The organism is Kitasatospora sp. CB02891 (genome assembly GCF_002803145.1).
Classification (GTDB): Bacteria; Actinomycetota; Actinomycetes; order Streptomycetales; family Streptomycetaceae; genus Kitasatospora; species Kitasatospora griseola.
The window spans coordinates 54,110-71,656 of sequence record NZ_NNBO01000008.1; the positions used below are offsets into that span (position 1 = coordinate 54,110).

The window sequence follows — 17,547 nt, forward strand, 5'->3', positions numbered from 1 at the left end:
CGCCTGCTCCGTCGACCAGTTCAGGGTACGTCGCGCTCACCACCCGCATTGGGCGATTGGAACTGACGGTCCCTAGGATGCGGCAGTGATCACCCATACCAAGAAACGACGGACGGCCCGCGGAGCCGCCCTGCTCGGGGCGCTGACAATAGTCGCCGGCACCGTGCTCGGCACGCTGCCCGCGCACGCCGACGAGCCCGGGGCACCGCCCGCCGCGACCGAAGCGCCCAAGGTCGACCTCATCTTGGACGGGTCGGGGTCGATGCGGACCGCCGACATCCAGGGCAAGAGCCGGATCGCGGTCGCCCAGCAGTCCATCAACGAGGTCATCGACGCGCTGCCCGCCGAGACCGAGTTCGGCCTGCGCACCCTCGGCGCGACCTACCCGGGCAACGACCAGAAGGAGGGCTGCAAGGACACCAAGCAGCTCTTCCCGGTCGGCAGGACCAACAAGGTCGAGGCCAAGACCGCCGTCGCCACCGTCCGCCCGACCGGCTGGACCCCGATCGGCGTGGCGCTGCGCGCCGCCGCCCAGGACCTCGGCACCGGCCCGACCACCCGCCGGATCGTGCTGATCACCGACGGCGAGGACACCTGCGCCCCGCCGGACCCGTGCGACGTGGCCCGCGAACTCGCCAGCCAGGGCATCCACCTGGTGATCGACACCCTCGGCCTGGCGCACGACGACAAGACCCGCCAGCAGCTGCTGTGCATCGCCAACGCGACCGGCGGCACCTTCACCGACGTCCGCAGCCAGGACCAGCTGACCCAGCGCGTCAAGCAGATCGTCACCCGGGCCCAGGACACCCACACCGTCACCCCCGCGAAGGTGACCGGCGCCGAGCAGTGCAGCAGCGCGCCGATCCTGACCCCCGGCGTGTACAGCGACCGCGAGAAGTTCTCCGAGCACCGCGTCTACCGGGTGCCGGTGAAGGCCGGCCAGGAACTGCGCGCCTCGGTCAGCGTCACCCCCGACCGGGCCGTCGCCCGTGACTACGGGGTCCTGCTGCAGGCCACCGACAGCAGCGGCCAGGAACTGGTCCGCGGCAGCGACGCGGGCTCCGGCCGCACCGACGTGGCGTCCACCGGCGTCCGCTGGTCCGCGCCGGGCACCGAGTCCGCCACCCCCTCGCCGACCTCCGGCGCCGCGGCGAGCACCGACCGCACCGTCTGCCTGATCGTCAGCAACTCCTTCGCCGGCCAGGCCGGCGTCCAGGCCGACGCCGGCCTGCCGCTGGAGCTGACCGTCGACGTCGCCGCCGCCTCCCCCGCGCCCGACGGCCCCGCGATGGGCCTGGGCCGCGGCTGGATCCTGCTCGGTGTGCTCACCCTGGCCGGCCTGCTCGCCGGTCTGATCTTCGGCTGGCTGGCACGCTGGCGGATCGCCGTCTGGCGGGAGAACTGACGATGCGCAAGCTCTTCGCCCTCGCGGCCCCGGCCGCCGCGCTCACCGGCCTGCTCCTGCTGGCCCCGACCGCGACGGCGGCCTCGCCGTCGCCGTCCGCGAGCGGCACCGCCAAGCCGGTGCTCAACTCGGTCGGCACCAGCTTCCTCACCGCCACCACGCTGGCCGCCGGCCAGGACGCGGACGTCCCCGTCTCCACCGGTGACTACCTGTACTGGGCGTTCCCGGCCTCCGAGGGCCAGACCGCCACCGTCGAGGTCAAGGTCACCCTCCCGGACGCCGCCGACCGGCACGGCCCGCAGACCTGGACCGTCGAACTCTTCGACGGCCTGCGGCGCCGCCAGGCCTGCACCTCCGGCCCGCAGAACGGCACCGCCGCGGACAGCGCCACCACCGTGGCCCTCAGCTGCACGCTCCGCCAGATCCGCTCCTGGGCCGAGCCCTGGTCCGGCGACCCGCTGCCCGGCACCTACTACATCCGGCTCTCCACCAGCGACATCCCGCAGCAGGACCTCGGCCTCGCCTCCCAGGTCCACGTGCACGTCGCCGCCAAGGGCGGCGTCAACGACGCCCAGCCCGAGGGCGGTTCGCTCAAGGCCCCGCTGGTGCCGCCGGTCAACGCCGGATCCACCGCGAGCGGCTCCGCCGCGACCCCGGCCCCCAGTTCGAGCGCCGCCTACGCGGCCGCCCCCGTCGCCGAAGAGACCCACTGGTACTCGGATCTCTTCTCCGGCTGGAACACCCGCTGGTGGTGGACCGTCGCCGGCGGCATCCTCGCCGCCCTCGCCGGCGTCCTCGGCTACACCCTCACCCGCCACCCGCGCGGGCACCGGCCGCACCACCATCACCCGCACCTGTCCGAATAGGGCTTGCAACCAGGGGCGCGTGGGGGTATCCCACGCGCCCCTGTCCGTTCACGCCCTGAGCTCTGCCAGGATCCGCATCGCCGACATCCCCAGTTCCGCCGTCACCGGGACCTCCGGGGCGAAGTGGCGCTTGAGCACGTCCTCCGAGTACCGCCGGCACTGCTGGTGCCAGTGGAGGACGGCGGCCATCCAGTCCTCCAGCTCGTGGACGTACCCGTCGAGCGCCTCCGACGCCTCGCCGTCGATGGCGAAGTCCTGCTTCAGCAGCGGCAGTTCTCCCTGCACGACGTGCTGGAACTGGCTCAGGCGGGAGCCCATCAGGTCGGCGACGATGTCCACGGCGACGGGGTAGTCGCAGGAGAAGAAGTTCTCCACCACCCGGACCAGGTTGTGGACCTCGCCCTCGTACTCGATCTCCTTCTGGTACGAGTGCAGGTCGTTGACCAGGCAGGCGTAGTCCGCCGCGGAGTTCTCGATCGCCCGCATGGTGCCGCTCCGGTACACCTCGTCGGGGATGGTCTCGCCGCGACCGAGCCGGGACAGGCTCATCGTCAGGTCGGAGCCGAAGGTGGCGCGTCGCATCTCGATGTAGTCGACGGGGTCGGGGATCCGGTTCTGCGCGCCGTTGGCGAGCTCCCAGAGCCAGCTGTCGATCATGTCGCCGACGGCCTTGCGGAACTTGGCCCGGGCGGCGGTGGAGAAGGGCACGATGGTGCGCTGCCAGAGGTCGGCGAGGCCGGCTTCGAGGGCGTTGCGCGGCTCGAAGGGGAGGCTGCCGTCGAGTGTCATCAGCGCGTACAGCCGCTCGTTGGCGAGCTTCGCGCCGGCCAGGTCGCGGGGGGCGCCGAAGACCGGGGGGTAGTAGTCGTCGGCGTAGGTGCCCCAGGTCAGCCAGGCCGAGCTGAGGTCGAGTTCGGCGGCGGTGCCGTCGGGGTCGATGCCGGCGGCGCAGAGCGGGAAGTCGTAGTCGCGGAGCTTCTGTTCGGTCCAGATGTCGGAGGCGGGGACGCCGGGTTCCGGGTCGAGCAGGCCGAACTCGTGGGACCAGCGGACGACGTACTCCCGGGAAGCGTCCACGTGCGGGTTGATCGTGACGGCGTACGGCATCGGGAAATCGGGCATCAACGACGGCCCGACCCTGCGGTGCGGGACGTGCGCGAAGCTGCGCAGGCCGCGGATGCCCGCCGCGAGGCGGATGTTGGCGGCGGAGGTGCCGAGGCCCTTGGGGCCGAAGGTGGGGGCGGCCGCGCCGCCGCCGTTCATGTAGCGGCTGGAGCGCATGTGCCATTCGTGGCCGCCGGACTGCCAGTCCTGCATGCCCTTGACGTACGCCAGGACGCGGGCGATCTCCTCCGGGTCGAGCGCGTGCTCGGCGAACAGGCCGGGCAGTTCGGTGAGCGCGGTGTTCTCGAACTGCTGGAGGCGGGAGGTCAGCAGGTCGTTGACCGCGTCCGCGGCCTCCTGGGTGGAGCAGCCGAGGAAGGTCTCCAACACCAGGACGCCGTTGGAGAGTTCGCCCTCCTCCTGGATCTCGCGCTCGTACGAGAACAGGTCGTTGCGCAGGTGGACGCCGTCGGAGAAGGCGTCGCGCAGCACCCGCAGCGGCCGGGAGTACGCGACCGACTCGGGCACCTCGGCGTACGCGGCGTACTCGATCAGGCCGGCCGACCAGGGGGCGCCGCCGACCTTGCGGCGCATCTCGATGTACTCGACGGGGTTGGAGACCCGACCCTCGTTGATGTTGGAGAGCTCCCACAGGGACTCGTTCAGCAGGTGCCGGGTGGACTCGGCGAACCGGGACCGCCAGTCGGCGGACATGTGCGGGACGGTGCGCTGCCACAGGTCCGCCAGGCCCGCCTCGACCGGGTTGGTGGGATCGGGGAACCCGTCGGCGAGGTCCATCGGCATGAAGGCGGGCAGGCGGTCCAGGTAGGCCTTGCCGCCCTCGCGGTCGAGGGTGCGCTTGAAGATCTCCAGGAAGTGGTCGTCGAAGAAGAAGACCCAGGTGTACCAGTCGGTGACGAGGTCGAGCGCCTCGCTGTCGCAGTCGGGGTGGGTGTAGGAGCAGAGCAGCGCGTAGTCGTGCGAGTCGAGATCGTGCTCCTCCCAGATGCCCGATCCCTCCAGCATGCCGAAGTCGCGTGCCCACTCCTTGGTGTGCACCCGTGCCTTCTCGTAGTGCGGGTTGATGCGCGCCGGGTACGGCACGTAGAAGTCCGGCAGTTCGAACGGCTGAGCCACTGGGTCCCGCCCCTTTTCGACGACTGAAGATCGGCGCGATGCCTAACGAGCCTTCCGACCCTCGGTCACCGGAACCCCACTCCGTAGCCCACACGTCACAATCCACTCGAACGAGTGAACCGCGCCGGTGTCGTACCCCTTCGGCAGACTGTCACCGTCCTGCCCCCGCACCGAGGAGCCCGCACATGGCGTTCACCGACGAGACCTGGCGCCTGGTGCACGGCGAGGACCTGGTCGGCGAGATCCGCATCGACGACGCCGACTTCCCCTGGCTGCACGGCGAGTTCACCCCCGGCCCGGGCTGGCCGGGGTTCGCGCCCAGGTTCGCCGAGTGCCGCGAACTGGCCGAGGCCGAGGAGTGGGACGCCTGGGGTCAGGTGCACCTGAGGCTGGAGCAGGAACTCACGCTGCACGCCCCGGAGGGCCCGATGGCGGAGTTCCTGCTGCACATCGAGCCGCCCCGGGCCTGGTTCCGCTTCAGCGAGGAGCCGTTCGAGGACGACTGATCGTCCGTCAGCCGGCCTGCGGCCGGAAGACCCGGACCTCCGCCGTGCCGCTGCTCCAGTCGACCTGCCAGCCGCGGCGGGCGGCCAGGACGGCGAGGCCGTCGAGGCCGATGCCCCGGTAGTAGCGCCGGCGGATCGTCGTCCTGGGCACCAGCTCGTCGCCCTTGAACTTGTACCGGTACTTGTTGGCGTTGAACTCCTGGTTCCTCCGCACGGTGGCCAGTCCCCGCTCGATCCCGCGGTCCAGCGCCCGCCCGGCCCAGGCCTCCCACTCCTCGCGGGTGCCCTGCCGCTCCAGGCGGTAACGGCTGGGCGTGAGAACGAACTTGGCCACGCCCGGCTCGGCCGTGCCGTCGAACGCCACCGAGTTGTCCAGGAAGTCCCAGACGATCCGGAACGGCAGCCAGAACCACTGCAGGCCGAACTGGAGCCACAGCCCGAGCACGGAGCGACGTGGCAGCGGGCCGGTGTTCAGGCCGGGCGGGGCCGGTGGGTGCCAGGTGCTCATCCGAACGCCTCCGTGATCTTCGCCTGGTCCGGCCCGGGCGGGGCGGTCGCGGGCTGTGTGCCGGGCCGGTCGTACACCACGGTCTCGACCAGGCCCGCGAGCATCGTCACGTACTCGGGGAAGTCGATCAGCATGGGCGTGCTGATGGTCATGGTGACCAGGGTGTCCGCACCCTGCACCGGGATGTACGCGGACGCCTGGGCCAGTTCGAGCTTCGCCTTGTTCCCGAACTCGTCGTCGACCTCGGCGAGCGACCCGGCGACGGCGACCACCACCGGGCCGACCGGGGCGGGCACCCGGAACACCTCGTTGGCGGGGTCGAGGGAGAGCATGTCCTGGATCGCGGCGGCGACCGTGTCGGCGTCCGCGGTGTCGGCCTGGTCGGCCTGGATGACCAGGGTGGCGACGGTGACCCGGTCGTCCTCGGTGCCGGCCAGCAGGAAGCCGGAGTAGACCGCGCCCTCCTCCCCGGCGGTGGCGGCGATGTCGCTGTACCAGGAGGCGACGGTGCTGCGCTGGAACTCGGTGCCGCCGCACCAGATCTCGGCGGCCACTTCGGCGAGGTGCGCCTCCCGCTCCTGCTCGGGCAGTTCGACGCCGAGCGAGTGGAACTGGGCCGGCACCACCCACCGGATGTCGAGCGCGTCGTCCGGGAGGATGTCGGCCGGGAGACTCTCGGCCGGGCCGTTCTGCGGGGTCGTCACGAGGTCACTTCCTGGTACAGGGTGGGCGCGTGCATGATCAGGCCGCTGCCCTTCATGCCGATCTGGGTGCCGCGCGACCACCAGGACTCGACCGGGAGCGAGAAGACCTTCTGGCCGTCCTCCCCGAGCGAGCCGATGCCGGGCAGCTTCTTCAGCGGGGTCTTGGTGAACAGCGGAGTGAGCACCTTGTTGTGCAGCAGGCCGCCCTCCAGGTGGGTGGCCTTGATGGCCTGCCCGGCTTCCATCAGCTTCGCTCCGCCGGCCGCCAGGCCCTCGCCCTTGGCGATGGCCGTGACGCCCTTGGCGGCGCCCCCGATGCCCTTGGCGGCACCGCCCACGAACGGCACCACGCCGACGCCGTCCAGCGCGATGGTGGTCCAACTGACGTCCGCGCCGCCGAGTTTGGCCATCCCGTGCGCACCGAGCGCGACCGCGGACGCGCCGCCGGCCGCGACGCCGAGGGCGGCGGACAGCGGCGGGCACCACAGGGTGGCGAGGGCCGCGATGCCGAGCACCGCCGAGACGCCGCCCGCGATGTCGCCGATCTTCTTCAGCAGGTCGGCGTGCTTGGTGGCCCAGTCCTTGATCTTCTTGCCGACGCTCTTGAAGCCGTTGCCGATCTTCTCCCAGGCGCTGATCTCGGGAGCGTTCTGGTTGGCCCGGCGGAGCGCCTTCGCGGTCCGGTCGGCGTCGTCCTGGTGGTGCTCGTGCAGTTCCTTGGCCTGCTTGACGATCGCTTCCAGCTCGTCCTTGATGGCCCGGAGCTCGCGGTTGGCGTCCTCCAACTGGCGTTCGGCGGTGCTGTATTCGGCGCTCGCCGCGTCGATCCGGCGCTGGGCGTCGGCGAGCGCGGCGTCGTCGTCGAACCGCTTGCCGATCAGCGCGAACGCCGGGGAGTCGGCCGCCAGGTCGAACCGTTCGACGGCGTTCTGCTTGACGTTCTCCGCGTTCTCCATCCGGCGCTTGGCCTCGGCCGCCTCGGCCTCGTAGCGCCGGGCCACCCCCTGGTACGAGACCAGCTGGTTCTTCCAGCTGTCGAGCTGACCGGAGGCCTGCCGCATCGCGTCGACGCTGTCGGCCAGGTAGCGCGGCAGTTCGCCGACCTTGCCGGCGAACGCCTTGGCGGCGTCGCCCTCCCAGACGCTGCCGCCCTGTCCGACGGCGACCAGGGTGCGGTGGGCGCTCTCCATCGCGACGGACGCCCGGTTGAGCTTGTCGACCAGGCCGTCGACGTTCTCGGGGCTGCCGGGGGCCGGGTCGAAGCCCAGGGTGGGGAAGTCGGCCTTGCTGCTCACGCGGCCGCTCCGGTGAACATGTCCCGGATCGCCTGGTCGGTCTCCGAGTAGCCCTTGCAGGTCTCCTGGAGCTTGCCCTCCAGGGCCTCGACGCCCTGCGAGATCCGGGTGATGGCGTCCTGCCAGCTGTCGTTGAAGTCGTCGCAGGCGTGGTCCAGGTTCTTGCTCCCGGTGGTCTTCGGACCGGTGTCCTTCATCGCGCGGAGCGCCTCGCGCATGTCCTGCTGACTGCTCTTCAGCTGCTTCACCAGCCGGTCGAGTTCGCTCACTTCGACCCGGAAGTAGGCCCCCATGCTGCGCTGATCCCCTCTGGGCCCGAGCAGTGCGACGCGACGCCCACTCCCGTGGCCGTGCGCACATTCCGCAAGGGCGCCTTTGCCGTTCCTTCACATGAGGCGTCCGAGCGGTCGACGCCCCCGCGTCCGCGCCGGACCGACCTGGGTATTCGTGGAATGCGAGGCCCCGGCGCACGGTGGCGGTCTTTGCCGAACTGTGGTTCGGCGCTCGAACACCAAAGCGCAGATTACCTTCCGCCTGCGAAGGGTCGACCCGCCGGGGCGTCGGCGCAGGGCGTCGGGGCGGGCTGTCGGAGCGGGATGTCAGGGCAGTGCGAGCGCGAGCGGCTGCGCGGGGCTGCGGGGGTCGAGGCGGTAGCTCCAGTCGGCGGGCACCAGCAGGCACTGGGAGGCGCGCAGGCGCAGCGTGCTGCGGCGGGCGGCGGAGCCCGGGGGCGGGCTCAGGTGGATCTCGGCGGCGGCGCGCCGCTGCACCAGCAGCACCGCGGACCGGCCGCGCTGCCACGGCCCGGCGGGCCGCTCGGGGACGGGCCGGACGGGGCGGGCCAGTTCGCGCTCCAGCGCGGCGGCCAGTGCGCCGGCCGAGCCGTCCGGCGCCGGCTCCTGTTCGCTCCACAGCAGCGCCGGGGCGGAGCGGGCGGCGGCGCCCCGCAGGAAGGCCGCCAACTCCGCGACCTGGCCGCCCGGTTCCGGGGACGGCCGGTCCTCCCCCTCGTACCACTGCACGTGTGCCACCCCTCCGGACCGGGCGCCGGACCGTCTCGGGCACCGAGAACCATCCTGGGCAGTGGCGGATCTGACGACCAGTCACGAGATCGCGCGACACCGGACCCCGCGTCGCCGCGCCGCAAGGGTCGTGGCCTTTGCTCCGGTTCGGGCCGGTTCGCCCCCTGGTCACCTTGCTGCCAGCGCAGTTGATGAGGTGGGCGCACGGTGGTCCCGGGGCGGCCCGCCCGGACATGCTGGGTGCAGGCCGATCAACGCCGGGCGGGCCGCCCGGCAGGCCCGCTCCCCACACCCCGCAACCGCCCTCGGAGGCCTCCATGAAGCGCGCCCTCGCCCTCGTCGCCGTCACCGCCGCCGCCCTGTTCGCGGCCGCTCCGCTGGCCTCCGCCACCACCGTGCCCGCCCCGGCCGGATCCGCCACGCAGCTGTCGGTCGGGCTGCCGAACACCCCGCTCGACGGCGACACCTCGTGGGGCGGCGCCTGCGAGACGCCCCTCTGCAAGCCCTGGTCCTGACCGCCCCCACCACCTCGCCCCGGGAGTCCTCCATGCACACCATCGGCATCGCGTTCAGCCGCCGCGAGCTCCAGGTCCTGCACCTGGTCGGCGAGGGCGCCAGCTACGCGACGATCGCCCGCCGGCTCGGTCTCAGCCCGCACACCGTCGACACCTATCTGCGCCGGATCCGCGCCAAGTCCGGTGTCAGCTCACAGGTCCAGCTCGCCCTGCTGGCCTCCCGACTGCCCACGCAGCCCGCCCAGGCCGCCGCCTGAGCGCAGGGGGTGCAGCTGGGTACACCCCGGCCGGGCAGGTGGCTGCAATGGCACGGGGCCGCCCGCCCGGGATCGTCATGGGTGACACGACGATCCCGACCGAGAGGCGAACTCCCGTGCAAGAACGACGACCCGGCTGGCTCGGCCCCGCCGCGCTCTTCCTGACCGCGACCGTCATGGCCTCCGGCCTGATGCTGGCCCTCCAGCCGCTCACCGGGCTGCCCGGCGAGGTCCTCGAACTGGTGCAGTTCGGCCCGGCGGTGGGCGTGGCCGTGGTCGCCCTGGTGCGGCCGTCGCAGGTGCGGGGCCTGCTGACGGCCGGCGGGCCGCGCGGCCCGCGCGGGGCGGTGCTGCTGAGCGCCCTGGCGATCATCGCGGTGGCGGTGGCCGGTTCGCTGCTGCTGCACGGCAGCGTCCCGGTGCGCGACCCGAACGGGCTGGTCGCCCCGTTCTGGGTGGTGGCGGTGGCCCAGTTCGTGGGCGCGTGCGGCGAGGAGATCGGCTGGCGCTGCTTCCTCCAGCCGCTGCTGCGGACCAGGTTCGGGCCGCTCGGCTCGTCCGTGGCGGTCGGCCTGCTCTGGGGCTGCTGGCACCTGCAGATCTTCGCGGCGGCCCCGGCGTACGCGATCGGCTTCCTGGCGGCGACCACCGCCATGTCGGTGCTGCTGGGCCTGGCCTGGGAGCGGATCGGCGCCCACCGGCTGCTGGTGGCCGGCGGCTTCCACACCCTGGTGAACCTGGGCATGCTGCTGTTCCTGGACGAGGAGTCCGGCGCGGTGGAGCCGATGGTGCTGTTCGGCGTCGCCGGCGTGCTGGTCGCCCTGCCCTGGGTCCTGGCCGCCCTGCGCCCGGCCCGCACGGATAGGCTCGCGACGACATGACGGATCGACAGAAGCGTTTCCGGGGGCCGCTGGTCGCCCTCGTCCGCTGCCAACTGCTCTCGCTGGCCTCCCTGGTGACGTCGCTGCGGTCGCTCGCGGTGCTCGGCGCGCTGGCGCTGCTGCCGGTCGGCGCGGGTCTGCCGCTGCTGCCGCCCGCCGCCCGCATGCTGCGCCGCGGCAGCGACCTCGAACGCGACCGCACGGCCCGCTGGACGGGCACCGTGATCGACGCGCCCGAACCGCTGCCCACCGCGCCGACCGTCACCGGCCGGGGGGCGGCGGTGCTCGGCTCGACCGCGTTCTGGCGCGACGTGGCCTGGTGCTGCTTCGGCCCGTGGAGCACCGGCCTGCTGGTCTCCGTCCCGCCGACGCTGGTCGGCTACGGCCTGTTCGGCGCCGTGGCGCAGCCGTTCCTGTGGCCGTACCTCGGCCCGGGCAACTGGTACGCCTTCATACCGGTCGAGTCCACCACCACCGCGATCGCCGCCGCCGCCCTCGGCCTGGGTTTCGTCGCGGCGGGCCTGTGGCTGTCCGTCCCGGCGCTGGTCCGCTACGGCGAGTGGACCGGGCGGCTGCTCGGCGACCCGTACGCGGCCCGGCTGGAGCGGCGGATCGGCCAGCTGACGGACAGCCGGGCCGACGCGCTGGACACCCAGGCCGCCGAGCTGCGCCGGATCGAACGCGACCTGCACGACGGCGCGCAGGCCCGGCTGGTCGCCCTCGGCCTGACCCTCGACCAGGCCGACCGGCTGGTGGACAGCGACCCGACCGCCGCCCGCCGCCTGCTCGGCGAGGTCCGGGCCAGCTCCGAGCGGGCCCTGCAGGAACTGCGCGACCTGGTCCACGGCATCCTGCCGCCGGTGCTCGCCGACCGCGGCCTGCCCGACGCCGTCCGCTCGCTCGCCCTGGACGCCTTCCTGGACGTCGAGGTGGACGCCGAGCTGCCCGGCCGGCTGCCCGCCGCCGTCGAGGGCGCCGCCTACTTCGCGATCGCCGAACTGCTCGCCAACGCGGGCAAGCACTCCGGCGGCAGCACCGTACGGATCCGGCTGCGCTGCGCCGACGGCCTGCTGCGCGCCACCGTCACCGACGACGGCCGGGGCGGCGCCGACCCGGCCCGCGGCTCCGGCCTGGCCGGGGTGCGCCGCCGACTGGCCGCCTTCGACGGCACCCTCGCCCTGGTCAGCCCGCCGGGCGGACCGACCACCGCGACCCTGGAGCTCCCGTGCGCGTCGTCCTCGCCGAAGACCTCTTCCTCCTCCGTGACGGCCTGAGCCGCACTCTCGCCGAACACGGTTTCGATGTCGCCGCCGCCGTCGAAACCGGCCCCGAACTGCTGCGCGCCCTGCGCGAGTTGCGGCCGGACGTGGCCGTGGTCGACATCCGGCTGCCGCCCACCCACACCGACGAGGGCCTGCAGGCCGCGCTGACCGTCCGCCGCGAACGCCCCGCCCTGCCGGTGCTGGTGCTGTCCCAGTACGTCGAGCAGCTGTACGCCCAAGAGCTGCTCGCCGACGGGCACGGCGCGGTCGGCTACCTGCTCAAGGACCGGGTCACCCACACCGCGCAGTTCGTCGACGCCGTCCGCACCGTCGCCTCCGGAGGCACCGTGATGGACCCGCAGGTGATCGCCCGCCTGATGGCCCGCTCCACCGCCCGCGGCACCACCGCCGACCTGTCGCCCCGCGAACTCGACGTGCTGCGCCTGATGGCCGAGGGCCGCTCCAACGCCGCCGTGATGGCCGAACTGCACATCAGCGAGAGCGCGGTGGCCAAACACACCGCCGCGATCTTCGGCAAGCTCCGGATCGACAACACCCCCGACGCCAACCGCCGGGTACTGGCCGTCCTCGCCTACCTGAAGCGCTGACCGCCCCGCCGCCCCGGACCCCGGCCCGCCCCCGGCGGGCCGGGTCCTCGCACACCCGCGCCCGGCCCGTTGACGGGCCGTCGCCCCGAACGCAAGAAGTCCCGCCCGGATCACCCGGACGGGACTTCTGTTGGTGGAGCTGAGGGGATTCGAACCCCTGACCCCCTCGATGCGAACGAGGTGCGCTACCGGACTGCGCCACAGCCCCAACAAGAAGAACTCTATCACCCCTGAAGAGGTACTCATGACCATGGTCGCGACGGCCGGATGACAGGACGTCCGGACCGCCGGCACCGCAGCGGGGCGGGAGAACGCGAACGCCCCGCGCGGGTGGCGGGGCGTTCGGGGGTGCGGGCTACTCGTTGGCGGCGCGGGGCGGGCGGTACTCGGGGGCCGACTGCTGGCCGGGCTCGCCGTACTGGTCGAACAGCGGGGTGACGGGGCGGCCCGAGTCCCAGGTGCCGGGGGCGGAGAGGTCGAGGCCCCGGGTGACCCGGGGGGCCACGGGGGCGGTGACGTAGGTGGGCAGCGGGACGGGGACGGGCTCCCAGGAGTCGGGGCCGGCCGCGGCGCGGGCGCGGACGCCGTCGACCCACTCCTCGTGCTCGGTGGCGTCGGCGAGGACGCTGGCCGGGGTCGCGGGCTCGGTCGCCACGTCGGCGGCATGGGGGGCGGTCGCGGGCTCGGCCGCCCGGGCCCGCTCGCGTTCCCGCAGCCGCTCGGCGGCCTGCGCGGCCCGCACCCGGTCGAACTTGACCTCGTAACGCTGCCGTTCGAGCCGGCGCAGGTGTCCGATGTAAAGAGTGAGGAGGATGCCTGGCACGGCCGGCACCCAGAGGAACGCGAAACCGGCCACCGCGGCGACGACCGCGCCGAGTGCGAAGGCGAGGAAGAGCAGGGTGACCATCCGCCGCCGTCTGGCCAGCAGCCGGGCCCGCCGTTCGGCGGAGCGCCGCTCGTCCTGCTCGCCCCGGTCCCGCTCGCGCTTCCCGGCCCGGTCCGCGCCCGGCTCGGCGACCGGGTCCGGCTCCGCGGGCACGACGGGTTCCGCGGGCACGACGGGCTCCGCCGGGCCCGCCGCGGCGGGCCTGGTGGGAACGTCCGCGGGGTCGACGGGGGCCCCGTCCGGCTCACCGGCGGGGTGCTGCTGGTCGGCGGTCTGTTCGCCGAGGGCTCGGGCCGCGCGCCGTTCCATGGCCGATCGCCCGGCCAGCAGGCGGATCGCGGTACTGAAGCGTTCCGTCGGACGCGACTCGTTGAGCTCGTCCTGCCTGCGGAGCCACATCGGCACCAGATAGGCGGCCCAGGCCCCTACGATGACCGCGTAGATAAGGCCGCTGCTGCTCACGTTTCACACGGTACGGGCGCGGGGTAAGGCGCTGCAGCAATTTGGGACGGCGTGTCGTGCGATCAAGCTGATTCTCAGACTATTTTGCCGGTATTTGTGACGGCTCGCCCCGGCCCCGGCGACCCGCCGATGCCATATCGATATCTGCTTTTCGAACAAATATTCAATTCCCCTGTGACGGACCGCTCCTGAGGGCGTGCCAGCGCCGCAGCAGACCGTCGGCGGCCTCGTCGGCGGTCAGCGCGTAGACCAGGTGGTCGCGCCAGTCGCCGTCGATGTGCAGATAGCGGGGGCGCATTCCCTCCGCGCGGAAGCCGAGTTTCTCCACCACCCGGCGGCTGGGTCGGTTCTCGGGGCGGATGCACACCTCGACCCGGTGCAGCGCCAGGTCACGGAAGCAGTGGTCGACGGCGAGCGCGACGGCGGTCGGCATGATGCCGCGGCCGGCCACCGCCTCGTCCACCCAGTAGCCGACGTTGGCGGAGCACATCGAGCCCCAGGTGATCCCGCCGACGGTCAGCTGGCCGACCAGGCGGCCGCGGTAGAGCACCACGAAGGGCAGCATCCGGCCGGCCGCGGCCTCCCCGCGCAGGTAGCGGACCATCTGCCGGAAGGTGGGCCGGGGCAGCGGGGCGCGGCCGGCCGGGGCGGGCGGGACGGTGGCCTCCCAGCGGCGCAGCCAGTCCCGGTTGCGCCGGCTGACCTCCTGCCACTCGGCCTGGTCGCGGCGGCGGATGGGCCGCAGCACGACGTCCCCCTCGACCAGCTCGGTCGGCCACCCCGCGTTCAGTGCGCACCGCCCGCGGGTCGCGGATGGTCGCCGCCGGCCAACTGGTCGACGGCGTGCGGCAACAGCGGGGCGAGGACGGCGAGGCCGTCCCGGACGCCGCCGGTGGAGCCGGGCAGGTTGACGATCAGGGTGCGTCCGGCGCAGCCCGCCAGGCCGCGGGAGAGCGCCGCGGTCGGCACCTTCTCGCGGCCGTACGCCCGGATCGCCTCGGGGATTCCGGGGAGCTGCCGGTCGATCACCCGGGCGGTCATCTCGGGCGTGAGGTCCTGCGGGGAGATGCCGGTGCCGCCGGTGGTGAGCACCACGTCGTACCCGGCGGCGACGGCCTCGCGCAGCACGGCCTCGACCGGGTCGCCGTCGGGGACGACCGTCGGGCCGTCGACCGCGAAGCCCAGCTCGCGCAGGCCGGCGACCAGCAGCGGCCCGCCCCGGTCCTCGTACACCCCGGCCGCGGCCCGGTTGGAGACGGTGACGGCGAGCGCCTTCATCGGGCGTCCTCGCGCACCCAGTCGCCGCCCTTGCCGCCGGTCTTGCTGAGCACCCGGACGTCCTCGATGGCGGCGGCCTTGTCGACGGCCTTGACCATGTCGATGACGGTGAGCGCGGCGGTCGCGACGGCGGTGAGCGCCTCCATCTCGACGCCGGTGCGGTCGGCGGTGCGGACGGTGGCGGTGATCTCGACGGCGGTGTCGGTGACCGCCAGGTCGACGGTGGTACCGGTGAGCGCGATCGGGTGGCAGAGCGGGATCAGGTCGGGCGTCCGCTTGGCGCCCATGATGCCGGCGATCCGGGCGACGGCGAGCGCGTCGCCCTTGGGGACACCCTCGCCGCGCAGCAGTTCGACCACCCGGGGGGCGACCCGGACGCGTCCGGCCGCCACCGCGACCCGGGTGGTGGCGGCCTTCTCGGAGACGTCGACCATCCGGGCGGCGCCGGTGTGGTCGACGTGCGTGAGGCGGTCGCCGGGGGATGTGTCGGTCACGAATGGGCTCCAGTAACGCGGTGCGAATCTCGCGCTACCGTACCGCCCCGTCCGGGTCAGTCCGTGAGAAGGACCACATCGACGGTGCTGCCGGCCGGCAGCGCGGTGGTGTCCTCGGGCACCGTGATCAGGCAGTCGGCCTGCGCCAACGCCCCGACCAGGTGCGATCCTTCGCCGCCGACCGGGCTGACGGCGCCGTCCGCCGGACGGTACCGGCCGCGCAGGAACTGCCGTCGCCCGGCCGGGGAGCGCAGCGCGGCGGTGGTGGCGGCGCGCAGCACGGGCCGGTGCACGTCGGGCGCGCCGAGCATGGTGCGGATGACGGGGCGGACGAACAGCTCGAACGAGATGTACGCGCTGACGGGGTTGCCGGGCAGCGCGAGCAGCGGCACGCCGCGCTCGCCGCCGATCCGGCCGTAGCCCTGCGGCTTGCCGGGCTGCATCCGCAGCCGCCGGAAGTCCACTCCGGCGTAGTCCGCGAACACCTCCTTGACCACGTCGTACGCGCCGACCGAGACGCCGCCGCTGGTGACGATCAGGTCGGCCCGGCCGAGCTGGTCCTCCAGCACCGCGCGCAGCGTCGCCGCGTCGTCGGGGACGCCGCCGACCCGGTAGGCGACCGCGCCGGCGGCGATCGCGGCGGCGGTCAGGGTGAAGGAGTTGGAGTCGTGGATCCGGCCGGGGCCGGCCTCCTCGCCGGGCTGGACGAGTTCGCTGCCGGTGGAGAGCACCACCACCCGGGGCCGGGGGCGGACCCGGACGGTGGCCCGGCCGATCGCGGCCAGCAGGCCGAGCTGGGTGGGGCCGAGCACGGCGCCGGCCTCCAGCACGGTGTCCCCGGCGGTGACGTCGCTGCCGCGGCGGCGGATGAACGCGCCCTCCGCGACCGGGCGCAGCACCCGCACCTCGTCGCCGGGGGCGCCCTCGTCGCCGCCCATCGTGTCGGCGGCCTGCCCGGTGCCGGTGCCGCCGTCGGTCCATTCGACCGGGGCGACGGCCTCGGCGCCGGGCGGGACGGGTGCGCCGGTCATGATCCGGGCGGCCTGGCCGGGGCCGACCTTGGGCAGCTCGTCGGCGCCGGCGGCGATGTCGCCGACCACCGCGAGCACCGACGGGTACTGCTCGGTGGCCCGCACGGTGTCGGCGGTGCGCAGCGCGTAGCCGTCCATCGAGCTGTTGTCGAAGGGCGGCAGGTCGGCGCCGGCCCGCACGTCCTCGGCGAGCCGGCAGCCCTGCGCGTCCAGCAGGCGGAGTTCGATCGGCGGCAGCGGGGCCGCGGCGAACAGCACGTCGGCGAGGTGCTCGTCGACGCTCCACAGGCGCGGCGAGGCCGGGGAGCCGGCGCCCTCTCCGCAGGGGTCGTGCTTCCCGGTCATCGCCTCACACTCGCCTTCGTGGTGGGTCAGCCCTGCATCTCCGCGGCGACGAACTGCCGCAGCCAGGTCCGGAATTCGGGGCCGAGGTCGTCGCGCTCGGCGGCCAGCCGGACGATCGCGCGCAGGTAGTCGGCGCGGTCGCCGGTGTCGTAGCGGCGGCCCTTGAACAGCACGCCGTAGACCGGGCCGCCGGTGTTCTCGTCGCGGGTGGCGAGTTCGCGCAGCGCGTCGGTCAGCTGGATCTCGCCGCCGCGGCCGGGCGGGGTCTCGCGCAGCACGTCGAAGACGGCCGGGTCGAGCACGTAGCGGCCGATGACCGCGTAGTTGGACGGGGCGTCGGCGGTGTCGGGCTTCTCGACCAGGTCGGTCACCTGGAAGACGTCCTCGCCGAAGCCGTTGGCCTTGACGGCGGCGCAGCCGTACAGGTGGATCTGCGCGGGGTCGACCTCCATCAGCGCGACCACGGAGCCGCCGAGTTCCTGCTGCACCTCGATCATGCGGGCCAGCAGCGGGTCCCGGGGGTCGATCAGGTCGTCACCGAGCAGGACGGCGAACGGCTGGCCGGCGACGTGCTGTTCGGCGACCGAGACGGCGTGGCCGAGGCCCTTCGGGTCGCCCTGGCGCACGTAGTGCATGTTCGCCAGCTGCACGGACTCCTGGACGCGGCGCAGCCGGTCGTGGTCGCCCTTGCGGGTGAGCAGCTCCTCCAGCTCGTACGCGCGGTCGAAGTGGTCTTCCAGAGCACGCTTGTTGCGACCGGTGACCATCAGTATGTCGGACAGTCCGGCCGAGGCGGCCTCCTCCACGACGTACTGGATGGCCGGCTTGTCGACGACCGGGAGCATCTCCTTCGGCGTGGCCTTGGTGGCGGGGAGGAACCGGGTGCCGAGGCCGGCAGCGGGGACGACTGCCTTGGTGACCGGCGTGCGGGCGTGCTTGTTCGTCATGCGTCGACCTTACTAAGGCAGGGATTCCACCCTG

Annotated in this window: 20 protein-coding genes and 1 tRNA gene; 8 read left to right on the forward strand and 13 right to left on the reverse strand. The window is 73.2% G+C overall.

Features of this window, described 5'->3' with window-relative positions; genetic code table 11:
* Positions 1 to 85: 85 nt before the first annotated feature.
* Both CG736_RS18975 and CG736_RS18980 read left to right on the forward strand, forming a co-directional pair.
* Complete coding sequence (locus CG736_RS18975; protein ID WP_100587391.1) at positions 86 to 1,405, forward strand: VWA domain-containing protein; 1,320 nt, start codon at positions 86 to 88, stop codon at positions 1,403 to 1,405.
* A gap of 2 nt (positions 1,406 to 1,407) precedes the next feature.
* Entirely contained in the window at positions 1,408 to 2,271 is an 864-nt protein-coding gene (locus CG736_RS18980; RefSeq protein WP_100587392.1) for a peptidase, read from the forward strand.
* A 48-nt stretch (positions 2,272 to 2,319) separates the two neighbouring features.
* On the opposite strand, the gene CG736_RS18985 is transcribed toward CG736_RS18980, so the two are convergent.
* Positions 2,320 to 4,512 carry a terpene synthase family protein gene (locus CG736_RS18985; RefSeq protein ID WP_100587393.1) on the reverse strand — a complete coding sequence of 731 codons (2,193 nt, stop codon included), beginning with the start codon at positions 4,510 to 4,512 and terminating at the stop codon, positions 2,320 to 2,322.
* A 185-nt stretch (positions 4,513 to 4,697) separates the two neighbouring features.
* Here CG736_RS18985 and CG736_RS18990 point away from each other — a divergent pair, with 185 nt between their 5' ends.
* Positions 4,698 to 5,018, forward strand: coding sequence for a hypothetical protein (locus CG736_RS18990; RefSeq protein WP_100587394.1), 321 nt, complete (start codon positions 4,698 to 4,700; stop codon positions 5,016 to 5,018).
* Between the two features lie 7 nt (positions 5,019 to 5,025).
* On the opposite strand, the gene CG736_RS18995 is transcribed toward CG736_RS18990, so the two are convergent.
* The 5 genes from CG736_RS18995 to CG736_RS19015 form a co-directional block, all read right to left on the reverse strand.
* Entirely contained in the window at positions 5,026 to 5,526 is a 501-nt protein-coding gene (locus CG736_RS18995; protein ID WP_100587395.1) for a hypothetical protein, read from the reverse strand.
* Positions 5,523 to 6,230, reverse strand: a complete 708-nt coding sequence (locus tag CG736_RS19000) for a hypothetical protein (protein WP_100587396.1) — start codon at positions 6,228 to 6,230, stop codon at positions 5,523 to 5,525. Before CG736_RS19000 ends, CG736_RS18995 begins: the two co-directional genes overlap by 4 nt.
* Positions 6,227 to 7,525, reverse strand: coding sequence for a putative T7SS-secreted protein (locus CG736_RS19005; RefSeq protein WP_100587397.1), 1,299 nt, complete (start codon positions 7,523 to 7,525; stop codon positions 6,227 to 6,229). The genes CG736_RS19000 and CG736_RS19005 overlap by 4 nt, the downstream gene beginning before the upstream one ends.
* Positions 7,522 to 7,818 carry a hypothetical protein gene (locus CG736_RS19010; protein WP_100587398.1) on the reverse strand — a complete coding sequence of 99 codons (297 nt, stop codon included), beginning with the start codon at positions 7,816 to 7,818 and terminating at the stop codon, positions 7,522 to 7,524. The genes CG736_RS19005 and CG736_RS19010 overlap by 4 nt, the downstream gene beginning before the upstream one ends.
* A 306-nt stretch (positions 7,819 to 8,124) precedes the next feature.
* Positions 8,125 to 8,547 carry a hypothetical protein gene (locus tag CG736_RS19015; RefSeq protein WP_100587399.1) on the reverse strand — a complete coding sequence of 141 codons (423 nt, stop codon included), beginning with the start codon at positions 8,545 to 8,547 and terminating at the stop codon, positions 8,125 to 8,127.
* A 317-nt stretch (positions 8,548 to 8,864) separates the two neighbouring features.
* Between CG736_RS19015 and CG736_RS19020 the strand changes: the two genes are divergently transcribed.
* The 5 genes from CG736_RS19020 (at position 8,865) to CG736_RS19040 (ending at position 12,070) form a co-directional block, all read left to right on the forward strand.
* Positions 8,865 to 9,062 carry a hypothetical protein gene (locus CG736_RS19020; protein ID WP_100587400.1) on the forward strand — a complete coding sequence of 66 codons (198 nt, stop codon included), beginning with the start codon at positions 8,865 to 8,867 and terminating at the stop codon, positions 9,060 to 9,062.
* 32 nt (positions 9,063 to 9,094) lie between these two features.
* Positions 9,095 to 9,319, forward strand: a complete 225-nt coding sequence (locus CG736_RS19025) for a response regulator transcription factor (RefSeq protein WP_043915720.1) — start codon at positions 9,095 to 9,097, stop codon at positions 9,317 to 9,319.
* 116 nt (positions 9,320 to 9,435) lie between these two features.
* Complete coding sequence (locus tag CG736_RS19030; RefSeq protein ID WP_232734064.1) at positions 9,436 to 10,200, forward strand: CPBP family intramembrane glutamic endopeptidase; 765 nt, start codon at positions 9,436 to 9,438, stop codon at positions 10,198 to 10,200.
* The gene (locus CG736_RS19035; protein ID WP_100587401.1) at positions 10,197 to 11,474 is read left to right on the forward strand and encodes a histidine kinase; all 1,278 of its coding nucleotides are present in this window, start codon (positions 10,197 to 10,199) and stop codon (positions 11,472 to 11,474) included. Before CG736_RS19030 ends, CG736_RS19035 begins: the two co-directional genes overlap by 4 nt.
* Complete coding sequence (locus tag CG736_RS19040) at positions 11,426 to 12,070, forward strand: response regulator transcription factor (protein ID WP_100587402.1); 645 nt, start codon at positions 11,426 to 11,428, stop codon at positions 12,068 to 12,070. Before CG736_RS19035 ends, CG736_RS19040 begins: the two co-directional genes overlap by 49 nt.
* A 131-nt stretch (positions 12,071 to 12,201) precedes the next feature.
* Here CG736_RS19040 and CG736_RS19045 read toward each other — a convergent pair.
* From CG736_RS19045 to galU, 7 genes are all read right to left on the reverse strand, one after another.
* Positions 12,202 to 12,278 (reverse strand) — tRNA-Ala (locus CG736_RS19045).
* A 147-nt stretch (positions 12,279 to 12,425) separates the two neighbouring features.
* Entirely contained in the window at positions 12,426 to 13,418 is a 993-nt protein-coding gene (gene glpR, locus CG736_RS19050) for a gephyrin-like molybdotransferase receptor GlpR (RefSeq protein WP_157815637.1), read from the reverse strand.
* 163 nt (positions 13,419 to 13,581) lie between these two features.
* Positions 13,582 to 14,208 carry a GNAT family N-acetyltransferase gene (locus tag CG736_RS19055; protein ID WP_043915715.1) on the reverse strand — a complete coding sequence of 209 codons (627 nt, stop codon included), beginning with the start codon at positions 14,206 to 14,208 and terminating at the stop codon, positions 13,582 to 13,584.
* On the reverse strand, positions 14,205 to 14,696 hold the full coding sequence (locus CG736_RS19060; protein ID WP_043915714.1) for a molybdenum cofactor biosynthesis protein B: 492 nt from the start codon (positions 14,694 to 14,696) through the stop codon (positions 14,205 to 14,207). Before CG736_RS19060 ends, CG736_RS19055 begins: the two co-directional genes overlap by 4 nt.
* Positions 14,693 to 15,130, reverse strand: coding sequence for a cyclic pyranopterin monophosphate synthase MoaC (gene moaC, locus CG736_RS19065; RefSeq protein ID WP_232734085.1), 438 nt, complete (start codon positions 15,128 to 15,130; stop codon positions 14,693 to 14,695). Before moaC ends, CG736_RS19060 begins: the two co-directional genes overlap by 4 nt.
* A gap of 116 nt (positions 15,131 to 15,246) precedes the next feature.
* Positions 15,247 to 16,566: a gephyrin-like molybdotransferase Glp gene (glp, locus tag CG736_RS19070; protein ID WP_100587405.1), complete on the reverse strand. Its 1,320-nt coding sequence runs from the start codon at positions 16,564 to 16,566 to the stop codon at positions 15,247 to 15,249.
* Positions 16,567 to 16,592: 26 nt separating this feature from the next.
* On the reverse strand, positions 16,593 to 17,513 hold the full coding sequence (gene galU, locus CG736_RS19075) for a UTP--glucose-1-phosphate uridylyltransferase GalU (RefSeq protein ID WP_043915712.1): 921 nt from the start codon (positions 17,511 to 17,513) through the stop codon (positions 16,593 to 16,595).
* Between the last annotated feature and the right edge of the window lie 34 nt (positions 17,514 to 17,547).

What these genes read in the sequence shown, in the direction of transcription:
- galU (WP_043915712.1), bottom strand. Translation starts at nt 17,513, where the DNA reads ATGACGAACAAGCACGCCCGCACGCCGGTCACCAAGGCAGTCGTCCCC.
- CG736_RS19020 (WP_100587400.1), top strand. Translation starts at nt 8,865, where the DNA reads ATGAAGCGCGCCCTCGCCCTCGTCGCCGTCACCGCCGCCGCCCTGTTC.
- CG736_RS18995 (WP_100587395.1), bottom strand. Translation starts at nt 5,526, where the DNA reads ATGAGCACCTGGCACCCACCGGCCCCGCCCGGCCTGAACACCGGCCCG.
- CG736_RS18980 (WP_100587392.1), top strand. Translation starts at nt 1,408, where the DNA reads ATGCGCAAGCTCTTCGCCCTCGCGGCCCCGGCCGCCGCGCTCACCGGC.
- moaC (WP_232734085.1), bottom strand. Translation starts at nt 15,130, where the DNA reads ATGGTCGACGTCTCCGAGAAGGCCGCCACCACCCGGGTCGCGGTGGCG.
- CG736_RS19025 (WP_043915720.1), top strand. Translation starts at nt 9,095, where the DNA reads ATGCACACCATCGGCATCGCGTTCAGCCGCCGCGAGCTCCAGGTCCTG.
- CG736_RS19010 (WP_100587398.1), bottom strand. Translation starts at nt 7,818, where the DNA reads ATGGGGGCCTACTTCCGGGTCGAAGTGAGCGAACTCGACCGGCTGGTG.
- glp (WP_100587405.1), bottom strand. Translation starts at nt 16,566, where the DNA reads ATGACCGGGAAGCACGACCCCTGCGGAGAGGGCGCCGGCTCCCCGGCC.
- CG736_RS18990 (WP_100587394.1), top strand. Translation starts at nt 4,698, where the DNA reads ATGGCGTTCACCGACGAGACCTGGCGCCTGGTGCACGGCGAGGACCTG.
- CG736_RS19060 (WP_043915714.1), bottom strand. Translation starts at nt 14,696, where the DNA reads ATGAAGGCGCTCGCCGTCACCGTCTCCAACCGGGCCGCGGCCGGGGTG.
- CG736_RS19035 (WP_100587401.1), top strand. Translation starts at nt 10,197, where the DNA reads ATGACGGATCGACAGAAGCGTTTCCGGGGGCCGCTGGTCGCCCTCGTC.